The 23,086-nt window shown below is 36.6% G+C and carries 21 protein-coding genes; 8 read left to right on the top strand and 13 right to left on the bottom strand.

Annotation, left to right across the window (positions count from 1 at the left end):
* Window positions 1–179 precede the first annotated feature (179 nt).
* Complete coding sequence (locus AC27G3_RS05645) at window positions 180–1,214, bottom strand: Leu/Phe/Val dehydrogenase (protein WP_487119606.1); 1,035 nt, start codon at window positions 1,212–1,214, stop codon at window positions 180–182.
* Window positions 1,215–1,384: 170 nt separating this feature from the next.
* On the opposite strand from AC27G3_RS05645, the gene AC27G3_RS05640 reads away from it, so the two are divergent.
* Window positions 1,385–1,765: a DUF4826 family protein gene (locus AC27G3_RS05640; RefSeq protein ID WP_487119604.1), complete on the top strand. Its 381-nt coding sequence runs from the start codon at window positions 1,385–1,387 to the stop codon at window positions 1,763–1,765.
* Between the two features lie 20 nt (window positions 1,766–1,785).
* Here AC27G3_RS05640 and AC27G3_RS05635 read toward each other — a convergent pair whose 3' ends face one another.
* From AC27G3_RS05635 to AC27G3_RS05610, 6 genes are all read right to left on the bottom strand, one after another.
* Entirely contained in the window at window positions 1,786–2,259 is a 474-nt protein-coding gene (locus AC27G3_RS05635) for a GNAT family N-acetyltransferase (protein WP_487119602.1), read from the bottom strand.
* 13 nt (window positions 2,260–2,272) lie between these two features.
* Window positions 2,273–3,430 (bottom strand): JmjC domain-containing protein, encoded by a 1,158-nt coding sequence (locus tag AC27G3_RS05630; RefSeq protein ID WP_487119601.1) that lies wholly within the window; start codon window positions 3,428–3,430, stop codon window positions 2,273–2,275.
* A gap of 90 nt (window positions 3,431–3,520) precedes the next feature.
* Complete coding sequence (gene purB / locus AC27G3_RS05625) at window positions 3,521–4,891, bottom strand: adenylosuccinate lyase (RefSeq protein ID WP_487119599.1); 1,371 nt, start codon at window positions 4,889–4,891, stop codon at window positions 3,521–3,523.
* A gap of 89 nt (window positions 4,892–4,980) precedes the next feature.
* Window positions 4,981–5,601, bottom strand: a complete 621-nt coding sequence (gene hflD, locus AC27G3_RS05620; RefSeq protein ID WP_487119597.1) for a high frequency lysogenization protein HflD — start codon at window positions 5,599–5,601, stop codon at window positions 4,981–4,983.
* 62 nt (window positions 5,602–5,663) lie between these two features.
* Window positions 5,664–6,860, bottom strand: coding sequence for a tRNA 2-thiouridine(34) synthase MnmA (mnmA, locus tag AC27G3_RS05615; RefSeq protein WP_487119595.1), 1,197 nt, complete (start codon window positions 6,858–6,860; stop codon window positions 5,664–5,666).
* Between the two features lie 115 nt (window positions 6,861–6,975).
* Complete coding sequence (locus AC27G3_RS05610; protein ID WP_487119593.1) at window positions 6,976–7,593, bottom strand: pseudouridine synthase; 618 nt, start codon at window positions 7,591–7,593, stop codon at window positions 6,976–6,978.
* 173 nt (window positions 7,594–7,766) lie between these two features.
* Between AC27G3_RS05610 and AC27G3_RS05605 the strand changes: the two genes are divergently transcribed.
* Window positions 7,767–9,998 carry an NADP-dependent isocitrate dehydrogenase gene (locus AC27G3_RS05605; protein WP_487119591.1) on the top strand — a complete coding sequence of 744 codons (2,232 nt, stop codon included), beginning with the start codon at window positions 7,767–7,769 and terminating at the stop codon, window positions 9,996–9,998.
* A 360-nt stretch (window positions 9,999–10,358) separates the two neighbouring features.
* Window positions 10,359–11,609: an NADP-dependent isocitrate dehydrogenase gene (gene icd / locus AC27G3_RS05600; protein WP_487119590.1), complete on the top strand. Its 1,251-nt coding sequence runs from the start codon at window positions 10,359–10,361 to the stop codon at window positions 11,607–11,609.
* Window positions 11,610–11,695: 86 nt separating this feature from the next.
* Here icd and cspD read toward each other — a convergent pair whose 3' ends face one another.
* Window positions 11,696–11,917 carry a cold shock domain-containing protein CspD gene (gene cspD, locus AC27G3_RS05595; protein ID WP_487119589.1) on the bottom strand — a complete coding sequence of 74 codons (222 nt, stop codon included), beginning with the start codon at window positions 11,915–11,917 and terminating at the stop codon, window positions 11,696–11,698.
* 230 nt (window positions 11,918–12,147) lie between these two features.
* Here cspD and clpS point away from each other — a divergent pair, with 230 nt between their 5' ends.
* Both clpS and clpA read left to right on the top strand, forming a co-directional pair.
* Window positions 12,148–12,468, top strand: a complete 321-nt coding sequence (gene clpS / locus AC27G3_RS05590; RefSeq protein WP_487119587.1) for an ATP-dependent Clp protease adapter ClpS — start codon at window positions 12,148–12,150, stop codon at window positions 12,466–12,468.
* An 81-nt stretch (window positions 12,469–12,549) separates the two neighbouring features.
* A complete protein-coding gene (gene clpA, locus AC27G3_RS05585; RefSeq protein ID WP_487119585.1) occupies window positions 12,550–14,805 on the top strand; it encodes an ATP-dependent Clp protease ATP-binding subunit ClpA in 2,256 nt (751 codons plus the stop codon).
* Between the two features lie 96 nt (window positions 14,806–14,901).
* Here clpA and infA read toward each other — a convergent pair whose 3' ends face one another.
* From infA to ald, 5 genes are all read right to left on the bottom strand, one after another.
* Window positions 14,902–15,120 (bottom strand): translation initiation factor IF-1, encoded by a 219-nt coding sequence (gene infA / locus AC27G3_RS05580; RefSeq protein ID WP_011043571.1) that lies wholly within the window; start codon window positions 15,118–15,120, stop codon window positions 14,902–14,904.
* 122 nt (window positions 15,121–15,242) lie between these two features.
* On the bottom strand, window positions 15,243–15,953 hold the full coding sequence (locus AC27G3_RS05575; protein ID WP_487119583.1) for an arginyltransferase: 711 nt from the start codon (window positions 15,951–15,953) through the stop codon (window positions 15,243–15,245).
* A complete protein-coding gene (aat, locus tag AC27G3_RS05570; RefSeq protein ID WP_487119581.1) occupies window positions 15,950–16,657 on the bottom strand; it encodes a leucyl/phenylalanyl-tRNA--protein transferase in 708 nt (235 codons plus the stop codon). The genes AC27G3_RS05575 and aat overlap by 4 nt, the downstream gene beginning before the upstream one ends.
* An 83-nt stretch (window positions 16,658–16,740) precedes the next feature.
* Window positions 16,741–17,694 (bottom strand): thioredoxin-disulfide reductase, encoded by a 954-nt coding sequence (gene trxB / locus AC27G3_RS05565; RefSeq protein ID WP_487119579.1) that lies wholly within the window; start codon window positions 17,692–17,694, stop codon window positions 16,741–16,743.
* Window positions 17,695–17,862: 168 nt separating this feature from the next.
* Complete coding sequence (gene ald, locus AC27G3_RS05560; protein WP_487119577.1) at window positions 17,863–18,984, bottom strand: alanine dehydrogenase; 1,122 nt, start codon at window positions 18,982–18,984, stop codon at window positions 17,863–17,865.
* Between the two features lie 178 nt (window positions 18,985–19,162).
* On the opposite strand from ald, the gene lrp reads away from it, so the two are divergent.
* The 3 genes from lrp (at window position 19,163) to lolA (ending at window position 22,988) form a co-directional block, all read left to right on the top strand.
* On the top strand, window positions 19,163–19,645 hold the full coding sequence (gene lrp, locus AC27G3_RS05555; protein WP_487119576.1) for a leucine-responsive transcriptional regulator Lrp: 483 nt from the start codon (window positions 19,163–19,165) through the stop codon (window positions 19,643–19,645).
* A 99-nt stretch (window positions 19,646–19,744) separates the two neighbouring features.
* Window positions 19,745–22,297: a DNA translocase FtsK gene (locus tag AC27G3_RS05550; RefSeq protein ID WP_487119575.1), complete on the top strand. Its 2,553-nt coding sequence runs from the start codon at window positions 19,745–19,747 to the stop codon at window positions 22,295–22,297.
* Window position 22,298: 1 nt separating this feature from the next.
* On the top strand, window positions 22,299–22,988 hold the full coding sequence (lolA, locus tag AC27G3_RS05545) for an outer membrane lipoprotein periplasmic chaperone LolA (protein WP_487119573.1): 690 nt from the start codon (window positions 22,299–22,301) through the stop codon (window positions 22,986–22,988).
* Window positions 22,989–23,086 lie beyond the last annotated feature (98 nt).

Below are 23,086 nucleotides of genomic sequence, written 5' to 3'. Positions count from 1 at the left end.
CTTTTTCAGTAACGCTAAATTATGGCAATATTGTACTGCTTTTACCTCGTCAATTCTAACACTTAATATAATTTTACTTATTTAATCATAGGACTTTAAAGGGGTACAAATATAGGGGGGTTATGAAGTAATTCAAAAAAGCCAATAGTGTTATTGGCTTTTATACGAGATGAGTGTTGTTATTTTCCACCGTTTGCAATTATTTCTCTGGCCATCGCATCAGCAACTTCACCTGTTGGCTTATTTTGCGCTTTTGCTGTTTCAAATACATGTAAAAGTGTTTGATAAATTTCTTTAACTTTTGCCGTTGAGGTGTCAATGCAGTAATCATTTTCGAAAGAAACATTGATAATTCCTCCTGCATTAATGACATAATCAGGCGCATATAACACGTCTAAATCTTGCAAGCGTTTATCAAGGCTTGTGTTAGCTAATTGGTTATTCGCACAACCAGCGATGATTTTTGCTTTTATACGGTTAATGGTATCGTCATTAACTGTTGCACCGAGCGCACAAGGAGCATATATGTCGGCGTTTTGGTCATATATTTCTTCTAAACCAACAACTTTAGCGCCAAATTCGCTAGCCGCCTTATCTAAAGTGCTAGGATTGATATCCGTGACTATAAGTTGTGCGCCAGCATCATGTAAGTGTCGACATAGTGCGTAGCCAACGCTACCTAAGCCTTGAACAGCTACCGTTAACCCTGTTAAATTATCGATATTAAATTTAAATTTTACAGCGGCTTTAATACCTAAAAATGTACCTAACGCTGTAAATGGAGCAGGGTTACCGCTTTTTCCTTCAGTGCCTGTTACAAAAGGTGTTACCGTATTAGCAATAGCAATATCATCGGTGGTAATGTTGACATCTTCTGCACTTAAATAACGACCATTAATGTTATTTAAGGCCTTGCCAAATGCTTTAAATAACGCAGGAGACTTAAGTTTTTTTGCATCTCCGATGATCACTGATTTACCACCACCCATGGTTAATCCTGCCATGGCGTTTTTATAGGTCATGCCTTTTGATAAACGAAGAACATCGATGAGAGCATCTTCATCGCTTGCATAATCCCACATTCTACACCCTCCAACAGCCGCACCTAACTTTGTGCTGTGAATGGCGATTATCGCTTTTAAGCCTGATGCTTCGTCACTACAAAAAACCACTTGCTCGTGGTTGTCAAAATCTACTAAATCAAAAAGGGCCACGTTATTTTCTCCGTGAAAAAGATGGATGACTATTTCTAGTTTATACTCTAGTTATGTATCGATGCGCACATTACCACCTCACTTATTATCAAGCTACAAAAGCGAAAAATAGCGTCGATTCAAACTGTGAAGTAAAGCGTACATAAATAACGATGAATTTAGGAGGAACAATGTCGGTGGTTTCGCAACAAGCGTGGAAAAAAGCACAGTACTTAATCGCCTTAGAATATTTAGAGAATAAAGGCTATATCATTGAGGATGTTTTAATTAGTGAGAACAAATATTTAATGCCGCTATTCTCTTTATGGAAACTAACATTAGCTAATAAGTCGGCACTTTGGGTGGTCGGTGGAGATTTACCTTTTGATCATGCTAATGCTGAAGTTGCGTTAAAAGCTAGAGACGCTGTTCGTCATTTTTCATTAAAATGGCAATTACAGGCAGAGAATTTATTAGCGGCAAGGGTAGAAAAACAAAATAAATTAGCTCATCGTTTAAATAGTCAAGCCAAAATACTCTTTCAAATGTTTAATGATGAGACACTTTGGTAAAGCAGATAATGAAATCGTTATTAATGACTTAAATAACATTTAGAGAGGCTACTATTGTCTATTGCGTTTTCAACTAAACATGCCATTCGTTGCCTAGGCATACCAGCTTCCATAAAAACAGAACCAACAGTGCTGAAGTCTTGTTTAGTAAAATAATCCACAGTATCTAAAGGGCTGTGAATATATACTTCATTTAAATCAAGCTCTTTCGCAATTTTAAATAGGTTATGCAATACGACTTTATCTATATTGTCATCTCTAAATGGCATTAAAACCGCAATTCGACTAATTTCACCTGTAGATAAAATACGTCCAGTGGCTATAGGCTCTTGGCTAATATCATCACAAATTAATATATGAAAAGCAGTTCGATCATTGTTATCGAACTCAATTTTTCTTGGAATACGCCATTCACAAATAAATACTTTTTCTCTTACTTTTTTTAACAGGGGAGCAGCTTGCTCCCACTCAACCCGACTGATACTGTATGACATTCTAATGCAACCGTTACTCTATGAACCAAAACCCCTTATTTAAAACACTAGTTAACAACTGTCTATTTTTCAAACAATTGGTGAAACTTTTTGCTTGATTTGTTGTCATTGAGTAGCCTTTTGCCAAAACTCTTCCTAATTCTTTAGTGTTTTCATTGAGTTGGAAAGATTCACCACTTATAAATAAAGTTTGCGTATTTTCACCAATAATTAACGCTTTTATGCCTGATACCGGGGTAAACAAGTTATCTTCTTCGGCTAAAATATCGTCTAATTGATCATCAAGAATAGGATTAACTGGAATTAATAATTCTAAAGGGTGGTGAGCTTGCGTTAAAAATGCCCCAATAAACTGGTTAAACAAAGCCTCGTTTTCAAGTGCACCATGCATAAAGCTTTTTAAGTTATCAATATCGTTAACCGATAGCATTTCAGGCGTTTGTGTTACTTTTCTTTTAATATCATCAAAGCGTGCTGTAGCGCTATCATCATCAAGTAACTTATCGGCAAATCCAGAAAATAGTTCTTGATTGTTAGGTGCTTGAAAACCAATGGAAAAGTTAAGTGAATTGTCGATTGCTACGCCGTTATGTGGATGATTAGGAGGAATATAAAGTAAATCTCCAGGCTCAGTCACTTCATTTATAACAGGTGTAAAGTCTGATACTTGTTTTAAATCGGGGTGGGGCAATAGCTCGGTTAAACTTGGATCTGGTGCACCAACTTGCCAATGACGTTTTCCCATGCCTTGAATAATAAATACATCATATTGATCTAGATGCGCGCCAACACCACCATCAGGCGTAGAAAAACTGACCATAACATCATCAACTCGCCAGTTGGGAACAAATTTAAAATTGTCTAACAATGATTGGCTCTGAGGAGAAAAATTATTTACCGCCTGTACAAGTAGTGTCCAACCTGACTCTCCAAATTGATCAAAACTTTCAAAAGGTCCGTGATTAACTTGCCACTTGTATTGATCACCTTCAAATTTTTTAGTGATAATTCTTGATTGAATTTCTTGCTCCATTGCTAAACCCGCTAACTCATCAGCAGAAATAGTATCTTGGAAGTTATTAAATGCTCCTTTAATAATTAAAGGTTTTTTCTGCCAGTATTCGTTCAGGAATTTTTCAGGGGTTAAGTCTCCCCAATGCAAGGTGTTCATAATTATCGTCCTAAAAGTTATATGCTTAAAGAGAAAAAAGAAGGCCGTAGCCTCCTTTTTAATTTAATTTCATTATGAGTAAATAATGGCTTATTTTAGTTCATCAATGAAAGCAACAGCTCGGCCAATGTAACTGGCAGGTGTTAATAAACAAAGTTCAGCTTTAACGCTGTCAGGTAATTCAAGCGTCATAATAAAGTCGCGCATAGATTCACCATTAACACGTTTACCACGTGTAAGCTCTTTTAATTTTTCATAGGGTTTTTCAATACCGTAACGACGCATTACCGTTTGAACTGGCTCAGCTAGAACCTCCCAGTTGTTGTCCAACTCATTTAATAAGTTATCAGCATTTACTTCTAATTTGCTGATCCCTTTTAAGGTTGCTTGATAAGCAATTAACCCATGTGCGAAACCCACACCTAAATTACGTAATACCGTTGAATCGGTTAAGTCACGCTGCCAGCGAGAAATAGGTAACTTCTGTGCTAAATGAGTAAATAACGCATTAGCAATACCTAAGTTTCCTTCTGAGTTTTCAAAATCGATAGGGTTAACTTTATGCGGCATTGTTGATGAACCTATTTCACCCGCAATAGTCTTTTGCTTGAAATGCCCCATGGCAATGTAACCCCATACATCGCGATCAAAATCGATTAAGATCGTGTTAAAACGAGCAATGGCATCAAACAGCTCTGCAATATAGTCATGCGGTTCAATTTGCGTGGTAAATGCATTCCAAGTTAAATCGAGTGAAGTAACAAATTCATCAGCAAATTCATGCCAATTAACTTCTGGGTAAGCAGATATGTGGGCGTTATAATTTCCTACCGCGCCATTAATTTTTCCTAATATTTCAACATTAGCAATTTGCTCACGTTGGCGTTGAAGACGAATGTAAACATTGGCCATTTCTTTACCAAGTGTACTTGGTGAAGCAGGTTGACCATGCGTACGACACATCATTGGAATTGCTTTGTATTCAACAGCAAGGGCTTTGATTGCTGCTAATATTTTATCAATTTCAGGTAATAAAACGGTTTCACGACACTCTTTGAGCATTAAGCCGTGAGAAAGGTTATTAATATCTTCAGAAGTACAAGCAAAGTGAATAAATTCAGTAATAGCATGAAGTTCTGAGTTGTTTGCAATTTTTTCTTTTAAAAAATATTCAACGGCTTTCACATCATGATTAGTTGTTGCTTCAATATCTTTAATTTTTTGAGCGTCAGCTTCACAAAAATCGTTAACAATAGCGTTAAGTAACGCATTGGCTTCATCACTAAATGCAGGCACTTCATTAATTGCTGCTGTTGAAGCAAGCTTTTGTAACCAACGTACTTCAACCGTTACACGGTATTTAATTAAACCAAATTCACTAAAAATAGGGCGTAATGATTTTACTTTGCTGCCATAACGACCGTCTACTGGTGAAATTGCACTTAATGCTGAAAGTTCCATAGTTATTCCTGAGTCAAAATATTATTAAAGATTAAAGATTAAAGTTATTTACTAAATGTTGTCTGATCATTTTATTATCAAGCGAATGATCAATGTATGTCTTTAAGCATTTGCTGCGCGCATGCCACTATTTTTGCGCGACCAAATAGAATTTTACGTCGTTGACCACCAACTTGGCGCCATAATACCGAGGCACGTACTCCTGCGAGTAGTAATGATCTTATTTTATGCTGATTGATGGTTTGCTTGAGTATACTAGGCTCTCCAGCTACTTGAATTCGTGCACCAATTGGGCTAACAATATCACTGTATATACTGGCGAAACTCGCGAGTAAAGTATCACTTGTAATATCATAATGCTCTAATTGTCTATTGGTTTGTTCAATGCGCTCACCCAATGCATTAAGCAGTTTCGGTTTTTTATTTAATTGGCGCTCTAAATTTAACAAACTAACAATGTATCGAGTAAATTCGGGATCTTTTTGCTGAGACTTCCCACCTAAATGGGTAATGAGTAACTCTAAACCCATTTTGATATTCGTTAATTGCCCACCATAAACTTCTAAACTATTTTTAGGAGAGGTAATGGTGATACTACGTAATAAAATAGTTAAATCATGCTCATCTATTTGTCCAGTACGCGAAAGGGTTTGAACTAAGTGAGCCACTTGACAAACTACGGCAAAAGTTAACGTTTGTTCTTTAAGCATTAATACAATTTTCTCAATCTATGGGTTTAAGGTAGCGTCATATAATGAGCGCTATTTCGTATTTATCGAATTAACGTATTGATTATACCGCCGCCTAAACAAACATCGCCTTGGTAAAACACTACTGATTGACCAGGCGTTACAGAGCTTTGTTGTTCGTTGAATAATATCTCATATTCATCATTTAACGAACCTTCGCTGTTTGGCTCGTTCAATGTTAATGGGGTTACAGTGCAAGCAACATCTTGTTGACGATAACGTGTTTTTACCGTGCAAACTAAAGGTTGAGTTAACGCTTTGCGATCAACCCAATGTAATTGGTTTGCCATTAAACCTTTTGAAAATAGGCGAGGGTGATTATGTCCTTGACCAACAATAAGTACATTACGTATTAAATCTTTTTCAACAACATACCATGGTGCTTCTCCTGCATTTGCAAGCCCACCAATTTTCAACCCTTTTCTTTGACCTAACGTGTGATACATCAAGCCATCATGCTGGCCAATTGCCTCACCTTCTGTTGATTCGATAACACCGGGCTGAGCAGGTAAATATTGACCTAAAAAATCTTTGAATTTTCGTTCTCCGATAAAACAAATACCGGTACTGTCTTTTTTGTTATGTGTAATTAAACCCGCTTTTTCAGCAATCGCTCTTACTGCCGGCTTTTCAATATTACCAACCGGAAATAAGGTATGCGCTAGCTGTTTTTCATTTAAAGTATAAAGAAAGTAGCTTTGATCTTTATTTGAATCTAAACCACGGATCATCGTCCAATGTGATTGATTGTCTGTTGATGTACGAAAATCTCTTTGTACGTAATGTCCTGTCGCAATGTAATCAGCACCTAAATCTTCACAAGCAAACTCTAAAAAAGCTTTAAATTTAATTTCTTTATTACACATAATATCGGGATTAGGAGTACGACCTGCTTTATATTCTGCAAGGAAGTATTCAAATACATTATCCCAGTACTCAGTAGCAAAATTAATGGTATGCAACTTGATACCAAGCTTGTCACATATTGCTTGAGCGTCTTCCAAGTCCTGTGCTGCGGCACAATACTCGTCGGTATCGTCTTCTTCCCAGTTTTTCATAAACAAACCTTCTACTTGATAACCTTGCTCGATTAATAGATAGGCAGATACAGAAGAGTCAACGCCGCCTGACATACCTACTATAACTTTGGTATCAGCGGGAGATTTCGCAATATTTTCTATGCTGTCGGTATTTAATAATGTTGTAGAGTCTGTTGTCATCTTGCTTGTTATATGTACATGTTAACTGTAAAAAAGGCGCGAAATTATAGCATGAGCAATAATTAGGTAATAGATTAAAAATCAGTTTTTATTTCTTTTAACGCATTATTTTTTTCTATTTTATATCAATTTGCTTATATTGCCCGGAATCTATGTCGTTGATTGTCCATTCGCCAATGCTATAGCGTATTAATCTTAATGTTGGAAAACCAATATTTGCTGTCATGCGTCTAACTTGACGATTGCGACCTTCATTGATCGTGATAGATAACCAAGTAGTAGGAATATTAGCTCGCTCTCTTATAGGTGGTGTGCGTTGCCAAACTTTTGGCTCAGGCATAATGCTAACTTTTGCCGGTAACGTTAACCCATCTTTAAGGACAACACCCGAGCGCAATTTGGCAATGTCCGCTTCACAGGGTTGCCCCTCAACTTGAACCCAATAAGTTTTATCTGTTTTGTGTTTTGGACTTGCAAGTTTATCTTGTAATTTTCCATCATTAGTTAATAACAAGAGGCCTTCGCTATCTTTGTCTAATCTTCCAGCAGCATAAACCTCTTTTATCGGGATAAAATCTTGCAGGGTTTGCCTATTTTGATCATCAGTAAACTGGCATAAAACATCAAAAGGTTTATTGAATAAGACAACTTTTCTTTCTTTTATAACTGGTTGGACCTTTTTCCTGTATTTTGCGTTACGTCGCGTATTTACTTTGTTTTGGTTAAGTGTCACGTTAACTTACCTTATATAAATCGATAACTGTTTGAGCTTGGCTCTGTCAATACTTGATAAATTCCGCTATTATGCGCGCGAAAAATTAAATATTTCTGATTATAAGTGAATATTAATAGCATATATATGAATATTAATTCACTTGTTTAGGCTAACCTTAAGTAGGAAACTCAATGAGCACTGATTCATCAAAAATTATCTATACCATTACCGACGAAGCGCCTGCTTTAGCTACGCACTCATTATTACCCATCATCCAAGCTTATACTGCATCTTCTGGGATTAATGTAGAAACTCGCGATATCTCTTTAGCAGGGCGAATTATTGCTAATTTTCCTAAATATTTGACTAAAGAGCAACGTATAGATGATGCGTTAGCTGAATTAGGTGTTTTAGCAACTCAACCCGATGCTAATATTATTAAATTACCTAACATTAGTGCGTCAGTTCCACAGCTTCACGCTGCTATTAAAGAATTACAGGCAAAAGGATACGAGTTACCGAACTATCCTGAAGAACCACAAAATGATGCTGAGCAATCAATTAAGTACACTTACGATAAAATTAAAGGTAGTGCAGTAAACCCTGTATTACGTGAAGGTAATTCAGACCGTCGCGCGCCAGCATCAGTTAAAAACTACGTAAGAAGTAACCCTCATTCAATGGGTGAATGGTCTTCAACGTCTAAATCTCATGTTGCTAGTATGCCAAATGGTGATTTCTACTCAAGTGAGCAATCGACTACTTTAGCAAAAGCCACCACAGTAAAAATTCAATTTACTGGCGAAGATGGTTCAAGCAAAGTATTAAAAGAGCATTTAGACATTTTAGCTGATGAAGTTATCGATGCATCTGTGATGAGTAAAGCAGCACTTGTTGACTTTTATCAACAAGAAATCAATAAAGCGAAAGAAGAAGATGTTTTATTGTCTTTGCATTTAAAAGCAACAATGATGAAAGTATCTGATCCGGTTATCTTTGGTTATGCAGTTAAAGTCTATTACAAAGAAGTGTTTGATAAATACGCGGAAACATTCTCTCAGTTAGGAGTTGATGCGGATAATGGTATCGGTGATGTTTACGCTAAGATCCAACGTTTACCACAAGACAAAAAAGAAGCTATTGAAGCTGATTTAGCTGCCGTTTATGCTAGCCGTCCAGCATTAGCTATGGTTGATTCTGATAAAGGAATTACCAATTTACATGTACCAAGTGATGTGATTGTTGATGCTTCAATGCCAGCGACATTACGCTCTTCAGGCATGATGTGGGGACCAGATGGCAAGTTAAAAGATACCAAAGCTATGATCCCAGATCGTTGTTATGCTGGTGTTTTTCAAGCGGTTGTTGATTTTTGTAAAGAAAATGGTGCTTTCGATCCAACGACAATGGGTACCGTTCCAAATGTTGGCTTAATGGCTCAAAAAGCGGAAGAATATGGCTCTCACGATAAAACGTTTGTGATGAGTGGTAAAGGTTCTGTTGCTGTGATTGATGCTGACGGTAACATTTTGTTAGAACATAATGTTGAGCAAGGTGATATTTGGAGAATGTGTCAAGTTAAAGATGCACCTATTCAAGACTGGGTTAAATTAGCCGTTTCTCGTGCTCGTGCAACGAATGTTCCTGCAATTTTCTGGTTAGACAGTAATCGTGCACACGATCGTCAAATTATCGAGAAAGTGAACAAATATTTGCCTAACCACGATACTAATGGTTTAGATATTCAAATTTTAAGCCCTGTTGAAGCATGTAAAGTGTCATTAGCACGTATTGCTAAAGGTGAAGATACAATATCAGTTACTGGTAATGTTTTACGTGACTACTTAACTGATTTATTCCCAATTTTAGAACTAGGTACTAGTGCAAAAATGTTGTCTATCGTACCATTAATGAATGGTGGCGGCTTATTTGAAACAGGGGCAGGTGGCTCAGCACCTAAACATGTTCAACAGTTTGAAAAAGAAAACCATTTACGTTGGGATTCATTAGGTGAATTTTTAGCACTTGCTGCTTCATTAGAGCACTTAAGTGTTACAACAGGTAATGTTAAAGCACAAATATTAGCGGACACATTAGATGCTGCTACAGGTACATTTCTAGAAAATAACAAGTCGCCTTCTCGTAAAGTGGGTGAACTAGATAATCGCGGTAGTCATTTTTATCTGGCTCTTTATTGGGCTCAAGCCTTAGCTGAGCAATCAAAAGACGAAGAGTTAAAGATGAACTTCTTTGCGATTGCTAAAGCACTATCTAAGCATGAAGATAAAATTGTAGCTGAGCTTAATAATGCTCAAGGTGTTGCTGCTGAAGTGTCAGGTTATTATATGCCAGATGATTCGCTTGCATCTCAATTTATGCGTCCTAGCAACACATTTAACTTTATCTTAGATATTTTATTGTAAGTAAAGCTTATGTAAACAATTAATATCTCTGTTAATTATTTACACCTAAAGAGATAAGGCTAAGTTGTGAAACTTAGCCTTTTTTTTAAAAAAATTGTTTATTAATCGTTTACAGACTCTGGTAAATGTTTAATAAAGCAGTACTCATATATTTCAATCTATACCTTGCCTGAAAGCCTTTACACCATGCTAAGTGGAAATAAACTTATTGGAAGTTGTTAATCTCTAGTGTTTTTTTTATAAACATCATTTATATTGTTAATAGTCACTATCACTTTAAAGTGATTAGTGTATTTGCTCTTTATGTTTTATTTTGTGTTATAAATCTGTTGTAAAATAACTATTTGCTAGGAGATGCATATGTCAACGAAGGTTTCTGTTCCAAGTAAAGGCCAAAAAATCACTTGTGAAAATGGCAAGTTATCTGTTCCTAATAACCCGATTATTCCATATATCGAAGGTGATGGTATCGGGATCGATGTGACTCCTGAAATGATCAAGGTCGTTAATGCGGCAGTAAAAAAATCGTATGGTGATACGAAATCTATTGAGTGGCTAGAAGTTTATGCTGGTGAAAAAGCTACTCAAGTATACGATTCAGAAACATGGTTACCTGATGAAACACTAGAGATGTTCAAGGAATACAAAGTTGGCATTAAAGGCCCACTAACGACTCCTGTTGGAGGCGGAATGCGCTCTTTAAATGTTGCGCTAAGACAAATACTTGATTTATACGTTTGCCAACGTCCAGTTCAATGGTTTACTGGTGTTCCAAGTCCGGTGAAGAATCCCGGTGCAGTTGATATGGTAATTTTCCGTGAAAACTCTGAAGATATTTATGCAGGTATTGAATACCAAGCAGGCACAGAGTCAGCCCAAAAAGTTATTAACTTTTTAACCCAAGAGATGGGTGTAACTAAAATTAGGTTTACTGAAAACTGTGGTATTGGTGTTAAACCTGTATCCAAAGAAGGTACGCAACGTTTAGTGCGCAAAGCTATTCAGTATGCTATCGATAATAACCGCGATTCTGTAACCTTAGTCCATAAAGGAAACATAATGAAGTTTACTGAAGGGGCTTTTAAGGATTGGGGTTATGAACTTGCTCGTGATGAGTTTGGCGCTGACTTACTAAATGGTGGCCCTTGGTGTTCAATAAAGAACCCTAATACCGGTAAAGAAATCATAATCAAAGATGTTATTGCCGATGCCATGTTGCAGCAAATTTTATTAAGACCGGCTGAATATAGTGTTATCGCAACGTTAAATTTAAATGGTGACTATTTATCAGATGCATTAGCAGCACAAGTTGGTGGTATTGGTATTGCTCCTGGTGCAAACTTAAATGATGATTTAGCTATTTTTGAAGCAACTCATGGCACAGCACCTAAATATGCAGGCCAAAATAAAGTTAATCCTGGTTCGGTTATTTTATCTGCTGAAATGATGTTACGTCATATGGGATGGACAGAAGCAGCTGATTTAATGTTAAAAGGGATGTCAGGTGCTATCGGTGCTAAAACAGTAACCTATGATTTTGAAAGGTTAATGGATGATGCTACATTAGTCACTTGTTCTGAATTTGGTGATTGTATTATTGATCATATGTAGCAGTTCGCTATTTTTCTAAATAAAACAATAAAAAAACACAGCGAAATTGCTGTGTTTTTTAATTTTAAGGAGAAATTATTTAAAAATTAATCGCCTAATTCATCTTCAGTAGGTTTAATACTCTCTGCATGATGTCCCTTGGGTCCTTCACTTAGCTCATAATTGACATCTTGTCCGGCTTTTAACGTTCGATAACCTTCCATTTGAATCGTTGAGTAGTGAGCGAAAATATCTTCACCACCACTTTCAGGACGAATAAAGCCAAAACCTTTTGCGTTATTAAACCATTTAACTGTACCGTGAGCCATACTTCTACTTCCTTCTATTTCCTTTAGTATTTAGGTATGCTGTAAGCGTATTGCATTCCAATGATAAATTGGGGTTTACAACAAGTTGAGCGGCTAAATTATAACCACTTATTGAATCGTAGATAAATAATAGAAATAGTCAAGTAATTTTATTAAATTTTAATGCATTTTTATTTATTTATTAACGAAAAGTTACAGCAAAATTAATCTGCAGAGTCTACTATAGAAATATGAGCAATTGGAAAGAACAAACAGACAATCAAGAGATCGTTGAAGAAGAAGTAAAAGACAAGTTTGATAAACCTTCTATGTACAATGTGATTTTGCTAAATGATGATTACACCCCGATGGATTTTGTTATAGAAGTATTAAGGCGCTTCTTTAATATGAACGAAGATAAAGCGACAGATATTATGTTAGCAATCCATTATAAAGGGAAAGGTCTTTGTGGCACATATAGTGCAGAGATAGCAGAAACAAAAGTTGATCAGGTGTTACGTTTCGCTAAGGAAAATCAGCATCCGTTAAAATGTACGATGGAACAATCGTAAGGTGTATTTCTTTATGCTTGCAATAACAAGTAAAAGTAACCATAAAGATATTGTTCACAAGGTTTAAAACTGGAGTAACCTATGCTTAATAAAGATTTAGAAATTTCATTAAATTCAGCTTTTCGTCAAGCAAAAGAGTCTAGACATGAATTTATGACCGTAGAGCATTTACTGTTAGCGTTACTCGATAATCCTTCAGCGTTAGAAGTATTATCTGCGTGTGGAGCTAATATGACTAATTTACGTAATAGTCTATTAGAGTTTATTAATGAAACTACACCGGTAATTCCTCAAGAAGAAGGCGAGAGAGAAACACAGCCAACATTAGGCTTTCAACGAGTTTTACAGCGTGCTGTATTTCATGTGCAATCGTCAGGTAAAAGCGAAGTGAGTGGAGCTAATGTATTAGTTGCAATCTTTAGTGAACAAGAATCACAAGCCGCTTATATCTTAAAAAAATCAGATATTAGTCGTCTTGATATTGTTAATTTTATTTCTCACGGCATTGCCAAAGTAGAAAGCACTGAGTCAACCTCATCAATTGAAGATGAAGAGCAACAAGTTGAAGAGCCTCGGACAATTGAAAACTTCTCTGTTAATTTAAACGAAGAAGCTCAAAAAGGAAATATTGACCCACTGATTGGCCGTGATGACGAACTAGAGCGAACCCTCCAAGTACTTAGTCGTCGTCGTAAAAATAATCCATTATTTGTCGGTGAAGCCGGTGTGGGTAAAACGGCTATCGCAGAAGGGTTGGCCAACTTAATTGTTGAAGAAAAAGTGCCGGAGTTTTTAGCTGGAGCCACTATTTACTCGTTAGATATGGGAGCACTATTAGCTGGAACTAAATATCGAGGTGACTTTGAAAAACGTTTTAAAGCGCTTTTAAAAGATTTAGAACAAGATGAAAATGCTATTTTATTTATTGATGAAATCCACACCATAATTGGCGCAGGAGCTGCATCTGGTGGCATGATGGATGCGTCTAATTTAATCAAACCGTTATTATCGGCAGGTAAACTTCGCTGTTTAGGCTCAACGACGTATCAAGAGTATCAATCAATATTTGAAAAAGATCGCGCACTTGCAAGACGTTTTCAAAAAATAGATATTGCAGAGCCAAGTGTTGATGACACCACAAAAATTTTATTGGGCTTGAAAAATAAATATGAATCTCACCATGGCATTCGTTATACCACAAAGGCCATTAAGGCGGCTGCCCAATTATCTGCTAAGTATATTAATGAACGTTTCTTACCTGATAAAGCGATTGATGTTATTGATGAAGCAGGGGCGAAACAACAACTTGTAGCCTCCTCTAAACGTAAAAAAGTTATTAATAATACTGATATTGAAATGATTGTGGCAAAAATGGCCCGCATTCCGGAAAAATCGGTGTCGTCTACGGAAAAAGATAGCCTTAAAACATTAGATCGTAATCTTAAACTTGTTGTATTTGGTCAAGATACTGCTATTGATCAACTCAGCTCCGTTATTCGATTATCTCGAGCTGGTTTAGGTAATGAACAAAAACCGATTGGCTCATTTTTATTTGCAGGACCAACAGGGGTTGGTAAAACAGAAATAACCCAGCAGCTTGCAAATATTTTAGGTGTTGAGTTATTACGTTACGATATGTCTGAGTACATGGAAAAACATGCTGTTAGCCGTTTAATTGGTGCTCCGCCAGGTTACGTAGGGTATGAGCAAGGTGGGTTGTTAACTGATGCTGTTATTAAACATCCACATGCTGTTGTTTTGCTTGATGAAATAGAAAAGGCGCATGAAGATGTTTATAACATTTTATTGCAAGTGATGGATCATGGCACCTTAACTGATAATAACGGTAGAAAAGCTGACTTTAGAAATATTATCTTAGTATTAACAACTAATGCGGGTGTTAAAGAAACAACACGTCAGTCTATTGGTTTTAAACAACAAGATCATAGTTTTGATGCCATGAAAGAAATTAACAATGTCTTTTCCCCCGAGTTTCGAAACCGCTTAGATAATATTGTTTGGTTTAATCATTTAGACAATGTTGTTATTGAGCAAGTTATCGATAAATTTATCGTTGAACTGCAAGCGCAATTAGATGAGAAGGGAGTGTCGTTAGAATTAACGAAAGAAGCTAAAAAATGGTTGGCTGAACATGGTTACGATAAAACGATGGGAGCTAGACCTATGTCTCGTTTGATTCAAGAGCACCTTAAAAAACCATTGGCTAATGAGCTACTCTTTGGTGAGTTAACTCAAGGCGGAACAGCTAAGGTGAGTGTTCGTAAAGGGGATATTGTCATCAATTATGAAAGTAAAAAAGAGTTAATTGAACATTAACCTTATTACATTGCCAATAAAAAAGCCTTTAACGAAAGTTAAAGGCTTTTTAAATTATGTTAATTTAATAATTAAATAACTTAACTAATGATATCTTTATCTCGCACGGAAGATAATACGACCTTTTGATAAATCGTAAGGCGTTAATTCAACCGTTACTTTATCACCCGTTAATATACGGATGTAATTTTTACGCATTTTGCCAGAAATGTGGGCAGTTACAACATGACCATTTTCTAATTCAACACGGAACATAGTATTAGGTAAGGTATCTAAAACTGTACCTTGCATTTCAATATTTTCTTCTTTCGCCATTGGGCGCTAAACCTCTAAGTTGTGCATATATTCAAGTGAAACGATAGAACGTTTCAACCTTTTTAGAATATATAAAAAAAAGCTGCGCAGATGATGCCCAATTAGCGCCCGAATGTAAAGGCTTAGGAGGATTTATTTACGATTATCCATCGATTATTGATTAGCCTTTGGTAGGGGAAATATCGATTTTTATAATTCATTTTTTGACAATCATCTATTTGATAACCTAGATAGAGAAAAGGTTTATGCCATTCTTTTGTGATTCTAAGTTGGTTAAGGATAGAGAAAACCCCTAAACTGGCGTGTTGGTAGTTAGGATGATAAAAAGTATAAACGGCAGAAAGGGCATTTTCTAAGCAATCTGTCACGGCCACGCATATCAGCTTGTCTTTATCCCAAGTTTCAATAAATAACTGTTTGGTAATATTATTGGTAAGGAAGTTTCGGTATTGTTCTTTTGTTGCTGGGAACATACTACCGTCTCGATGTATGGTATTAATATAGGCTTCATAAAGAGGATAGTAATCGTCTTTAATTGCAAAAGATTGCGTTATTTTAAATGCGGCATTTTTTTTCATAATGCGCTTTTGACTTTTGGATAAAGCAAAGTCATCTGCCATTACTCTAATCGATTGACATTGCGAACATGCAGGGCAGTGCGGTCGATAAATTTGTTCACCACTTCGGCGAAAGCCTTGTTCCATTAACCAAGTATAACTCGTATTAGTTTGTAATCGTTCATCAACGGCAATTAATAATTGTTCTTGTTGATCTGCTAAGTAATTGCAGTCGAATGTTTTTGTTAAACCTAATTTAAAGTTTTGCTCGGTCATATTGCTAGATTTCTACTTTGCCAAAAATTAACAGGAACTTCTGTAGATAGTGCACTTTTTTGTAATGTATTAAATTGTGTTCTCTCAAGTTCAATGCATCCCATAGTCGCTAGGAAAGGGTTGGTCATTTGGCAATCGATAAAATTAACACCAATTGATTTTAGTAATTTAGCCAAGGCGATTAAGGCAATTTTTGATGCATTACTTTTTATATAAAACATGGACTCACCAGAGAAAAAGCCATTAATAGCTACACCATATAATCCTCCAACAAGTGTTTGATCCTGCCAAATTTCAATCGAGTGGGCAAAGCCTAATTCATGAAGCCTCATGTAGGCAGTCTTCATTTCATCAATAATCCATGTGCCTTCTTTTCGAAATGGTGCATCGGCACAATAGGCTAACACTTGGCCAAAGTCTTTATTGAGTGTAATGGAATAAGGGTTTTTCTTTATAAATTTACTTAAGGAGCGATTAATATTAATAAGTTCTACTGGGATAATCGCTCTTGGGGTAGGCGACCACCACATTATAGGCTCACCTTGATTAAACCAGGGAAAAATAGCTTGTTGGTAAGCTGCTATTAACCTTTGCGGTGATAAATCTCCACCGATAGCGAGTAAGCCATTTGGATCTTTTAATGCTAACTGAGGAGATGGGAAAGCCAAACTTTCACTATTTAAATAATGAATAGTTTGGCTCATTTACTGTTACTCCAAGAATCATTTCGTATTAATGACTCGTTATTAAGATTTAACATTAATATTTGCTGTTGATGTGGTAAATATTAGCCTTTAGCGTCTAAATAACGTTCTGCATCAAGGGCTGCCATACAACCGGCACCAGCAGATGTGATTGCTTGACGGTAGATGTGATCAGCAACATCACCGGCAGCAAATACGCCTTCAACACTTGTTTGCGTTGCATTGCCTTGCGTACCACTTTCAATGGTAAGGTAACCGTCTTTCATATCTAATTGATCAATAAATATATCGGTATTGGGTTTATGACCAATAGCAATAAAGACACCCGAGACCTCTAGCTCTTCTGTTGCATCAGATTTCATATCTTTTAAACGTAGGCCGGTTACGCCCATGTTATCACCTAGCACTTCATCTAAAGTGCGATCTAAATGAAGGACGATATTACCATTAGCAACTTTATCCATGAGCCTTGCCGTTAATATTTTTTCAGAGCGAAACTCATCACGTCGGTGTATTAAGTGAACTTCTGAAGCTATGTTTGATAAGTATAGTGCTTCTTCAACAGCGGTATTACCGCCACCAACTACTGCTACCTTTTGATTACGATAGAAAAAGCCATCACAAGTTGCACAAGCCGATACACCGCGGCCCATAAATGCTTCTTCAGAAGGAAGACCTAGGTACTGAGCAGAAGCACCTGTACAAATAATTAACGCATCACAAGTGTAAGATCCACTATCACCTTTTAATTTAAAAGGGCGAGTGTTTACATCCACTTCATTAATATGATCAAAAATTATTTCTGTATCAAATTTCTCAGCATGCTTTTGCATACGCTCCATTAATGCAGGGCCTGTTAAATCATCAGCATCGCCCGGCCAGTTTTCAACTTCTGTAGTGGTGGTTAATTGGCCACCTTGTTGTAAGCCAGTAATCATCACTGGTTTTAAATTTGCACGTGCTGCGTAAACTGCGGCTGTATAACCTGCAGGGCCCGAACCTAAAATAAGTAAAGGGCAATGTCTCGTGTCGCTCATGATCACTCCAAAATGTTTAACTAAAATTATATTAATGCTTATTTTATTGGGATTTTAAGTCAATAATGCAAGAGGCTATGTGAGTTTTTTGTTTATTATACAAAAAAACCACTAACAAAGGGTGTTAGTGGTTTTAAATAGTTCATATTAATATTCTATATGAAATAATTATAACATTGCTAAAGCCAATTCTGGTGCAACGTATTCATAACCTAAATCATCAGCGACTGGTTTATATGTAATTTTACCACCTAATACGTTCAATCCTGCCATTAAATGAGTATCATCTAGTAATGCTTGTTTAGCTCCTTTGTTTGCAAGTGTTACTGCAAATGGCATGGTTGCATTAGTAAGTGCCATGGTAGAAGTACGTGCAACGCCACCTGGCATATTAGCTACACAATAATGCACTACATCGTCTACAACATAAGTAGGCTCTTGATGAGTTGTTGCTTTTGATGTTTCAAAACAGCCACCTTGGTCAATTGCAACATCAACAATAACCGCTCCTTTTTTCATCATTTTGATATGTTCTTTAGTCACTAATTTAGGTGCAGCTGCACCAGGAATTAATACCGCACCAATAACTAAGTCAGCTTCAACAATTAATTGATCCATCGCATCAGCAGTAGAGTAAACTGTTTTTAAGCGGCCATCGAATTCAGTATCTAATTGACGTAAACGCGGTAAAGAACGGTCTAAAATGGTAACGTCAGCGCCCATACCAACAGCCATACGAGCAGCTTGAGTACCTACAACACCACCACCAACGATTAATACTTTTGCGGGAGCAACACCGGGAACACCACCTAATAATGCACCTAAACCACCTTGTGCTTTTTCTAACGCATGAGCGCCAGCTTGAATTGACATACGTCCAGCCACTTCAGACATAGGCGCTAGTAAAGGTAAACCGCCACCTGCTGCTGTTACTGTTTCGTAAGCGATACAAGTTGCGCCAGAAGCAACTAGCAGCTCAGTTTGTTGAGGATCTGGAGCTAAATGTAAGTAAGTAAATAAAATTTGACCCGGACGAAGCATTTTACACTCAACAGGTTGTGGCTCTTTTACTTTAATGATCATATCTGCAGTAGCAAAAATTTCTATAGCTGAATCAATAATTTTTGCACCTGCAGCAATGTATTGCTCATTATCAAAACCTATTGAAGCACCACCATTATTTTCAACAATCACTTCATGACCATTTACTGCTAATTCTTTAACTCCTGCTGGGGTTAAACCAATACGGTACTCGTGGTTTTTAATTTCTTTAGGTACACCAATAATCATAAATCGCTCTCTTGTTTCTAGTTATGTTTGCTTTAATTATTACTCATCAATTAAGTAATAATTTGCTTGTAATATTTAACGCTAGTATATTGGTATTTTGGCGGAGTAACCTGTCGTAATATTAAAAGTTACGATATATAATCCTGTAAAAGTTAAAATAAATGGTTAAATATAAAATATGATACCTTATCCTGAGAAAAAAATTGATCGCATCGATAGAAACATTTTAGTTGAGCTTCAAAAGAATGGACGTTTATCGAATGTCGAATTATCTAAAAGAGTAGGGCTTAGTCCAACCCCCTGTTTAGAAAGGGTTAAGCGTTTAGAGAAAGATAATGTAATACTCGGATATCACGCTAAATTAAACCCCTATAAAGTTGATGCTGCATTACTTGTATTAGTTGAGATTACACTCACTAAAACGAGCCCTGATGTATTTGATGAATTTTCTAAAGCTGTTCATCAACTCGATGTGATTCAAGAGTGTCACTTAGTGTCAGGAAATTTTGATTTTCTTTTAAAGACACGAGTAAAAGATATGTTGGCTTATCGAAAGCTTTTAGGAGAAACTTTACTTAAATTACCTTCAGTAAGTGAAAGTAGAAGCTATATGGTAATGGAAGAAGTTAAATCTGCCAATTTATTACCCGTAAAACGATGAACTATTAATATTAAGCGTTTTAACTAGGGCAAAATTTTGGTATTTTAGCTACTACAACAATTATAATTTTTGAATATCTTCCGATGGTTACAATTTAATATGACTGAGACATCTCAATCTTCAAAATTAAGTGGCGTTCAGCGTCTGTTAGAAGCAGGGCTGCTTTTTTCCTGTGTATTTGCCATGTTTGTTATGTTGGCACTTTTTAGCTTTGATCCAGCTGATCCGGGTTGGTCTCAAACCGGTTATCAAACTCCCGTTAGAAATTTAGGAGGAGCCGTCGGTGCATATTTTTCAGACTTATTACTGAATCTATTTGGTTTTGTTGCCTACAGTTTGCCTTTTGTCGTAGCCATTAGCGGTTGGTTACTGTTTCAAAAATATCATAAGTTAATGCAATTAGACTATTTAACTCTGGGGTTGAAATTTATTGGATTTATTATGTTTTATATTGGTGTAACTTCGCTTGCCAGTATGAATTTTGATGATGTTTTTTATTTTTCTGCGGGTGGAATTTTAGGGGACATCCTTAGTAATAGTTTCCTGCCTTATTTTTCGTTTGTCGGTAGTACCTTATTATTTTTGATGTTTGCTTGTGCCGGATTTGTTTTACTTACTGGTTTTTCTTGGCTTAAATTTATTGATAGTATTGGCCAATATACCATAGTGGCAAGCCAATATTTAATTGCTTTACCTGCATTATTAAAAGAAAAGTTTTCATCATCAATGGATGAAGACTTTCCAAAGCATGACGAATCACTTAGCAATGAGCCTTCAAACTCTTCCTCAAAAAAGCTAACCTCCAAACAATTGAAAGATATAAAAGGTAAACAACTTGCCTTAGAAAAAGAAAAGAAAGCTCTTGAAAATCAAGTCCAAGATACACATACACATCAAGAACCAAGTTTTTCGCTTCCTGACGAGCTTAAAGATGAATTTTTTCTTAATGAAGAAGACAAACAAGATGAAATTGAAGATGACATTGAACCGTTTGTAGGTATTGATGAGCTAATGAATGGACCGTTAGAATTTAATGTCCAAGAAAAAGTAAACGAGGATGAAATTTCTGCCGCCTTTGAACAAGTGGAAAAAATTGAAGTAGAAGATGCAGCACCCTCTGTAAATCCAGTAGTGACCAACCAAATAGATAAATATCAGGGCATGCCTGCACTTGAGTTATTAGACCGTCCTGATAAAGCTGATAACCCGATTGATCAAGAAGTATTAGATCAAGTCAGCCGTTTAGTGGAAGCAAAGCTTAAAGAATTTGGTGTAGATGTTAATGTTGTTGCTGTTTACCCAGGTCCGGTTATTACTCGATTTGAATTAGATTTAGCTCCAGGAGTTAAAGTTAATAAAATTTCTAATCTATCAAAAGATTTAGCACGTTCGTTATCAGCAAAAAGTGTACGTGTTGTCGAAGTTATTCCTGGAAAGTCGGTTATTGGTATTGAAATCCCTAATAAACACCGTGAAATCGTTAACTTAATTGAAATAATAGAATGTGACGACTTTAAAAATTCACCCTCAGCACTGACCATGGCCATTGGTAAAGATATTGCTGGTGATCCGGTTGTTGTTGATTTAGGCAAAATGCCTCATTTACTTGTAGCAGGTACAACTGGCTCGGGTAAATCTGTAGCGGTAAATACCATGATTTTAAGTTTGTTATATAAATCGACACCTGACGATGTCCGTTTAATTATGATTGATCCTAAAATGCTAGAGCTATCAGTGTATGAAGGTATCCCTCATTTATTATCCGAAGTGGTTACCGACATGAAAGATGCCGCTAATGCACTGCGCTGGTGTGTTGGTGAAATGGAACGTCGTTATAAGTTGATGTCTGCTCTTGGGGTAAGAAATCTAAAAGGCTACAACGTAAAAATTGCTAAAGCTATAGAAGACGGCGAACCGTTAATTGATCCAATTTGGCAACCTAGCGATGGCTTAGATCAAACACCTCCTATTTTAGAAAAATTACCGAGTATTGTTGTTGTTGTCGATGAGTTTGCCGATATGATAATGATTGTTGGTAAAAAAGTTGAAGAATTAATTGCACGTATTGCACAAAAGGCCCGTGCGGCAGGTATTCATTTAATCCTTGCCACACAACGTCCTTCAGTTGATGTTATAACTGGTTTAATAAAAGCTAACATTCCAACTCGTATGGCATTGCAAGTATCTTCACGTATAGATTCAAGAACCATTTTAGATCAACAAGGCGCTGAGCAACTACTAGGTTGGGGTGATATGTTTTACCTTCCACCAGGTACCGCCGTACCGACACGTGTTCATGGTGCATTTGTAGATGATCACGAAGTTCATGCCGTTGTAAAAGACTGGAAAGCCCGTGGTAAACCTCAATATATTGAAGAAATTTTAACGGGAGCATCGGATCAAGAAATCTTATTACCGGGTGAACAAGCAGAAGGTGAGCAAGGTGAAGAGCTTGATACCTTATATGATGAAGCGATTGCTTTTGTTACCGAAACGAGACGCGTTTCAATTTCAAGTGTACAACGTAAGTTCCGTATTGGTTATAATCGCGCGGCAAGAATAGTTGAACAAATGGAAGCACAACAAATCGTCTCGACACCCGGCCATAATGGAGCACGCGAAGTGCTAGCTCCACCGCCAATCAAGGATTAAAATGAACAGTATTTATTTTCCCCGACAAATAGCTAAATTAACACCGCTATTATTTTCGCTAAGCTTTATTCCCGTTTCATATGCTGATTTAACTAAAGTGCAGACAGTAAGCAATAAGCAAGCAACCGCTATACATTCTCACGACAGTAAAGCGGCATTAATTGCTAAATTAAGTGAGATTAATTATATCAATGCACAATTTTCTCAAATCGTAGTTAATGATGCCGGAGATGTTATTCAAGAAGGCAAGGGGCAGATTGCAATAAGTAAACCTGATTTTGTTAATTGGCATACTAAAGAGCCTGACGAGACGCTTATTGTGTCTGACGGAAAAGACTTATGGTTTTATGACCCATTTATCGAACAAGCGAGTGTTTATTCTTTTGATAAATCAATCGCTAATACGCCTGTTTTACTTTTAACAAATGAAGATCCTGCTTTATGGGATTCTTATCAAGTGAGTCAGCATCAAAATAACAGTTATATTATTCATTCTCTTGATACAGAAAGCCAAGTCAAGTCGCTGGAATTAACATTTGAAGAAGATCAATTAAGCCAGCTGTCAATTTTAGACAGTACAGGGCAGTTGAGTCACATTCGGTTACTCAATGTAGATTTTACCACTGTACCCGATCCTTCATTATTTGAATTTGTTGCGCCTGAAGGTGTTGTGATTGATGACCAACGTTAACGGTTCACTTGATTTAGGCTTGAATCATGATGAATGTGATTTATCTCATTCATCAGTTAATGCGACTAAATCCGTAAACTCTGCCAAACAAAACAAGG

It is taken from the genome of Colwellia sp. SU-HH01217 (assembly GCF_057543495.1).
The sequence above is the reverse complement of the archived record's forward strand: the minus strand, read 5'-3'. Positions and strand labels throughout refer to the sequence as shown.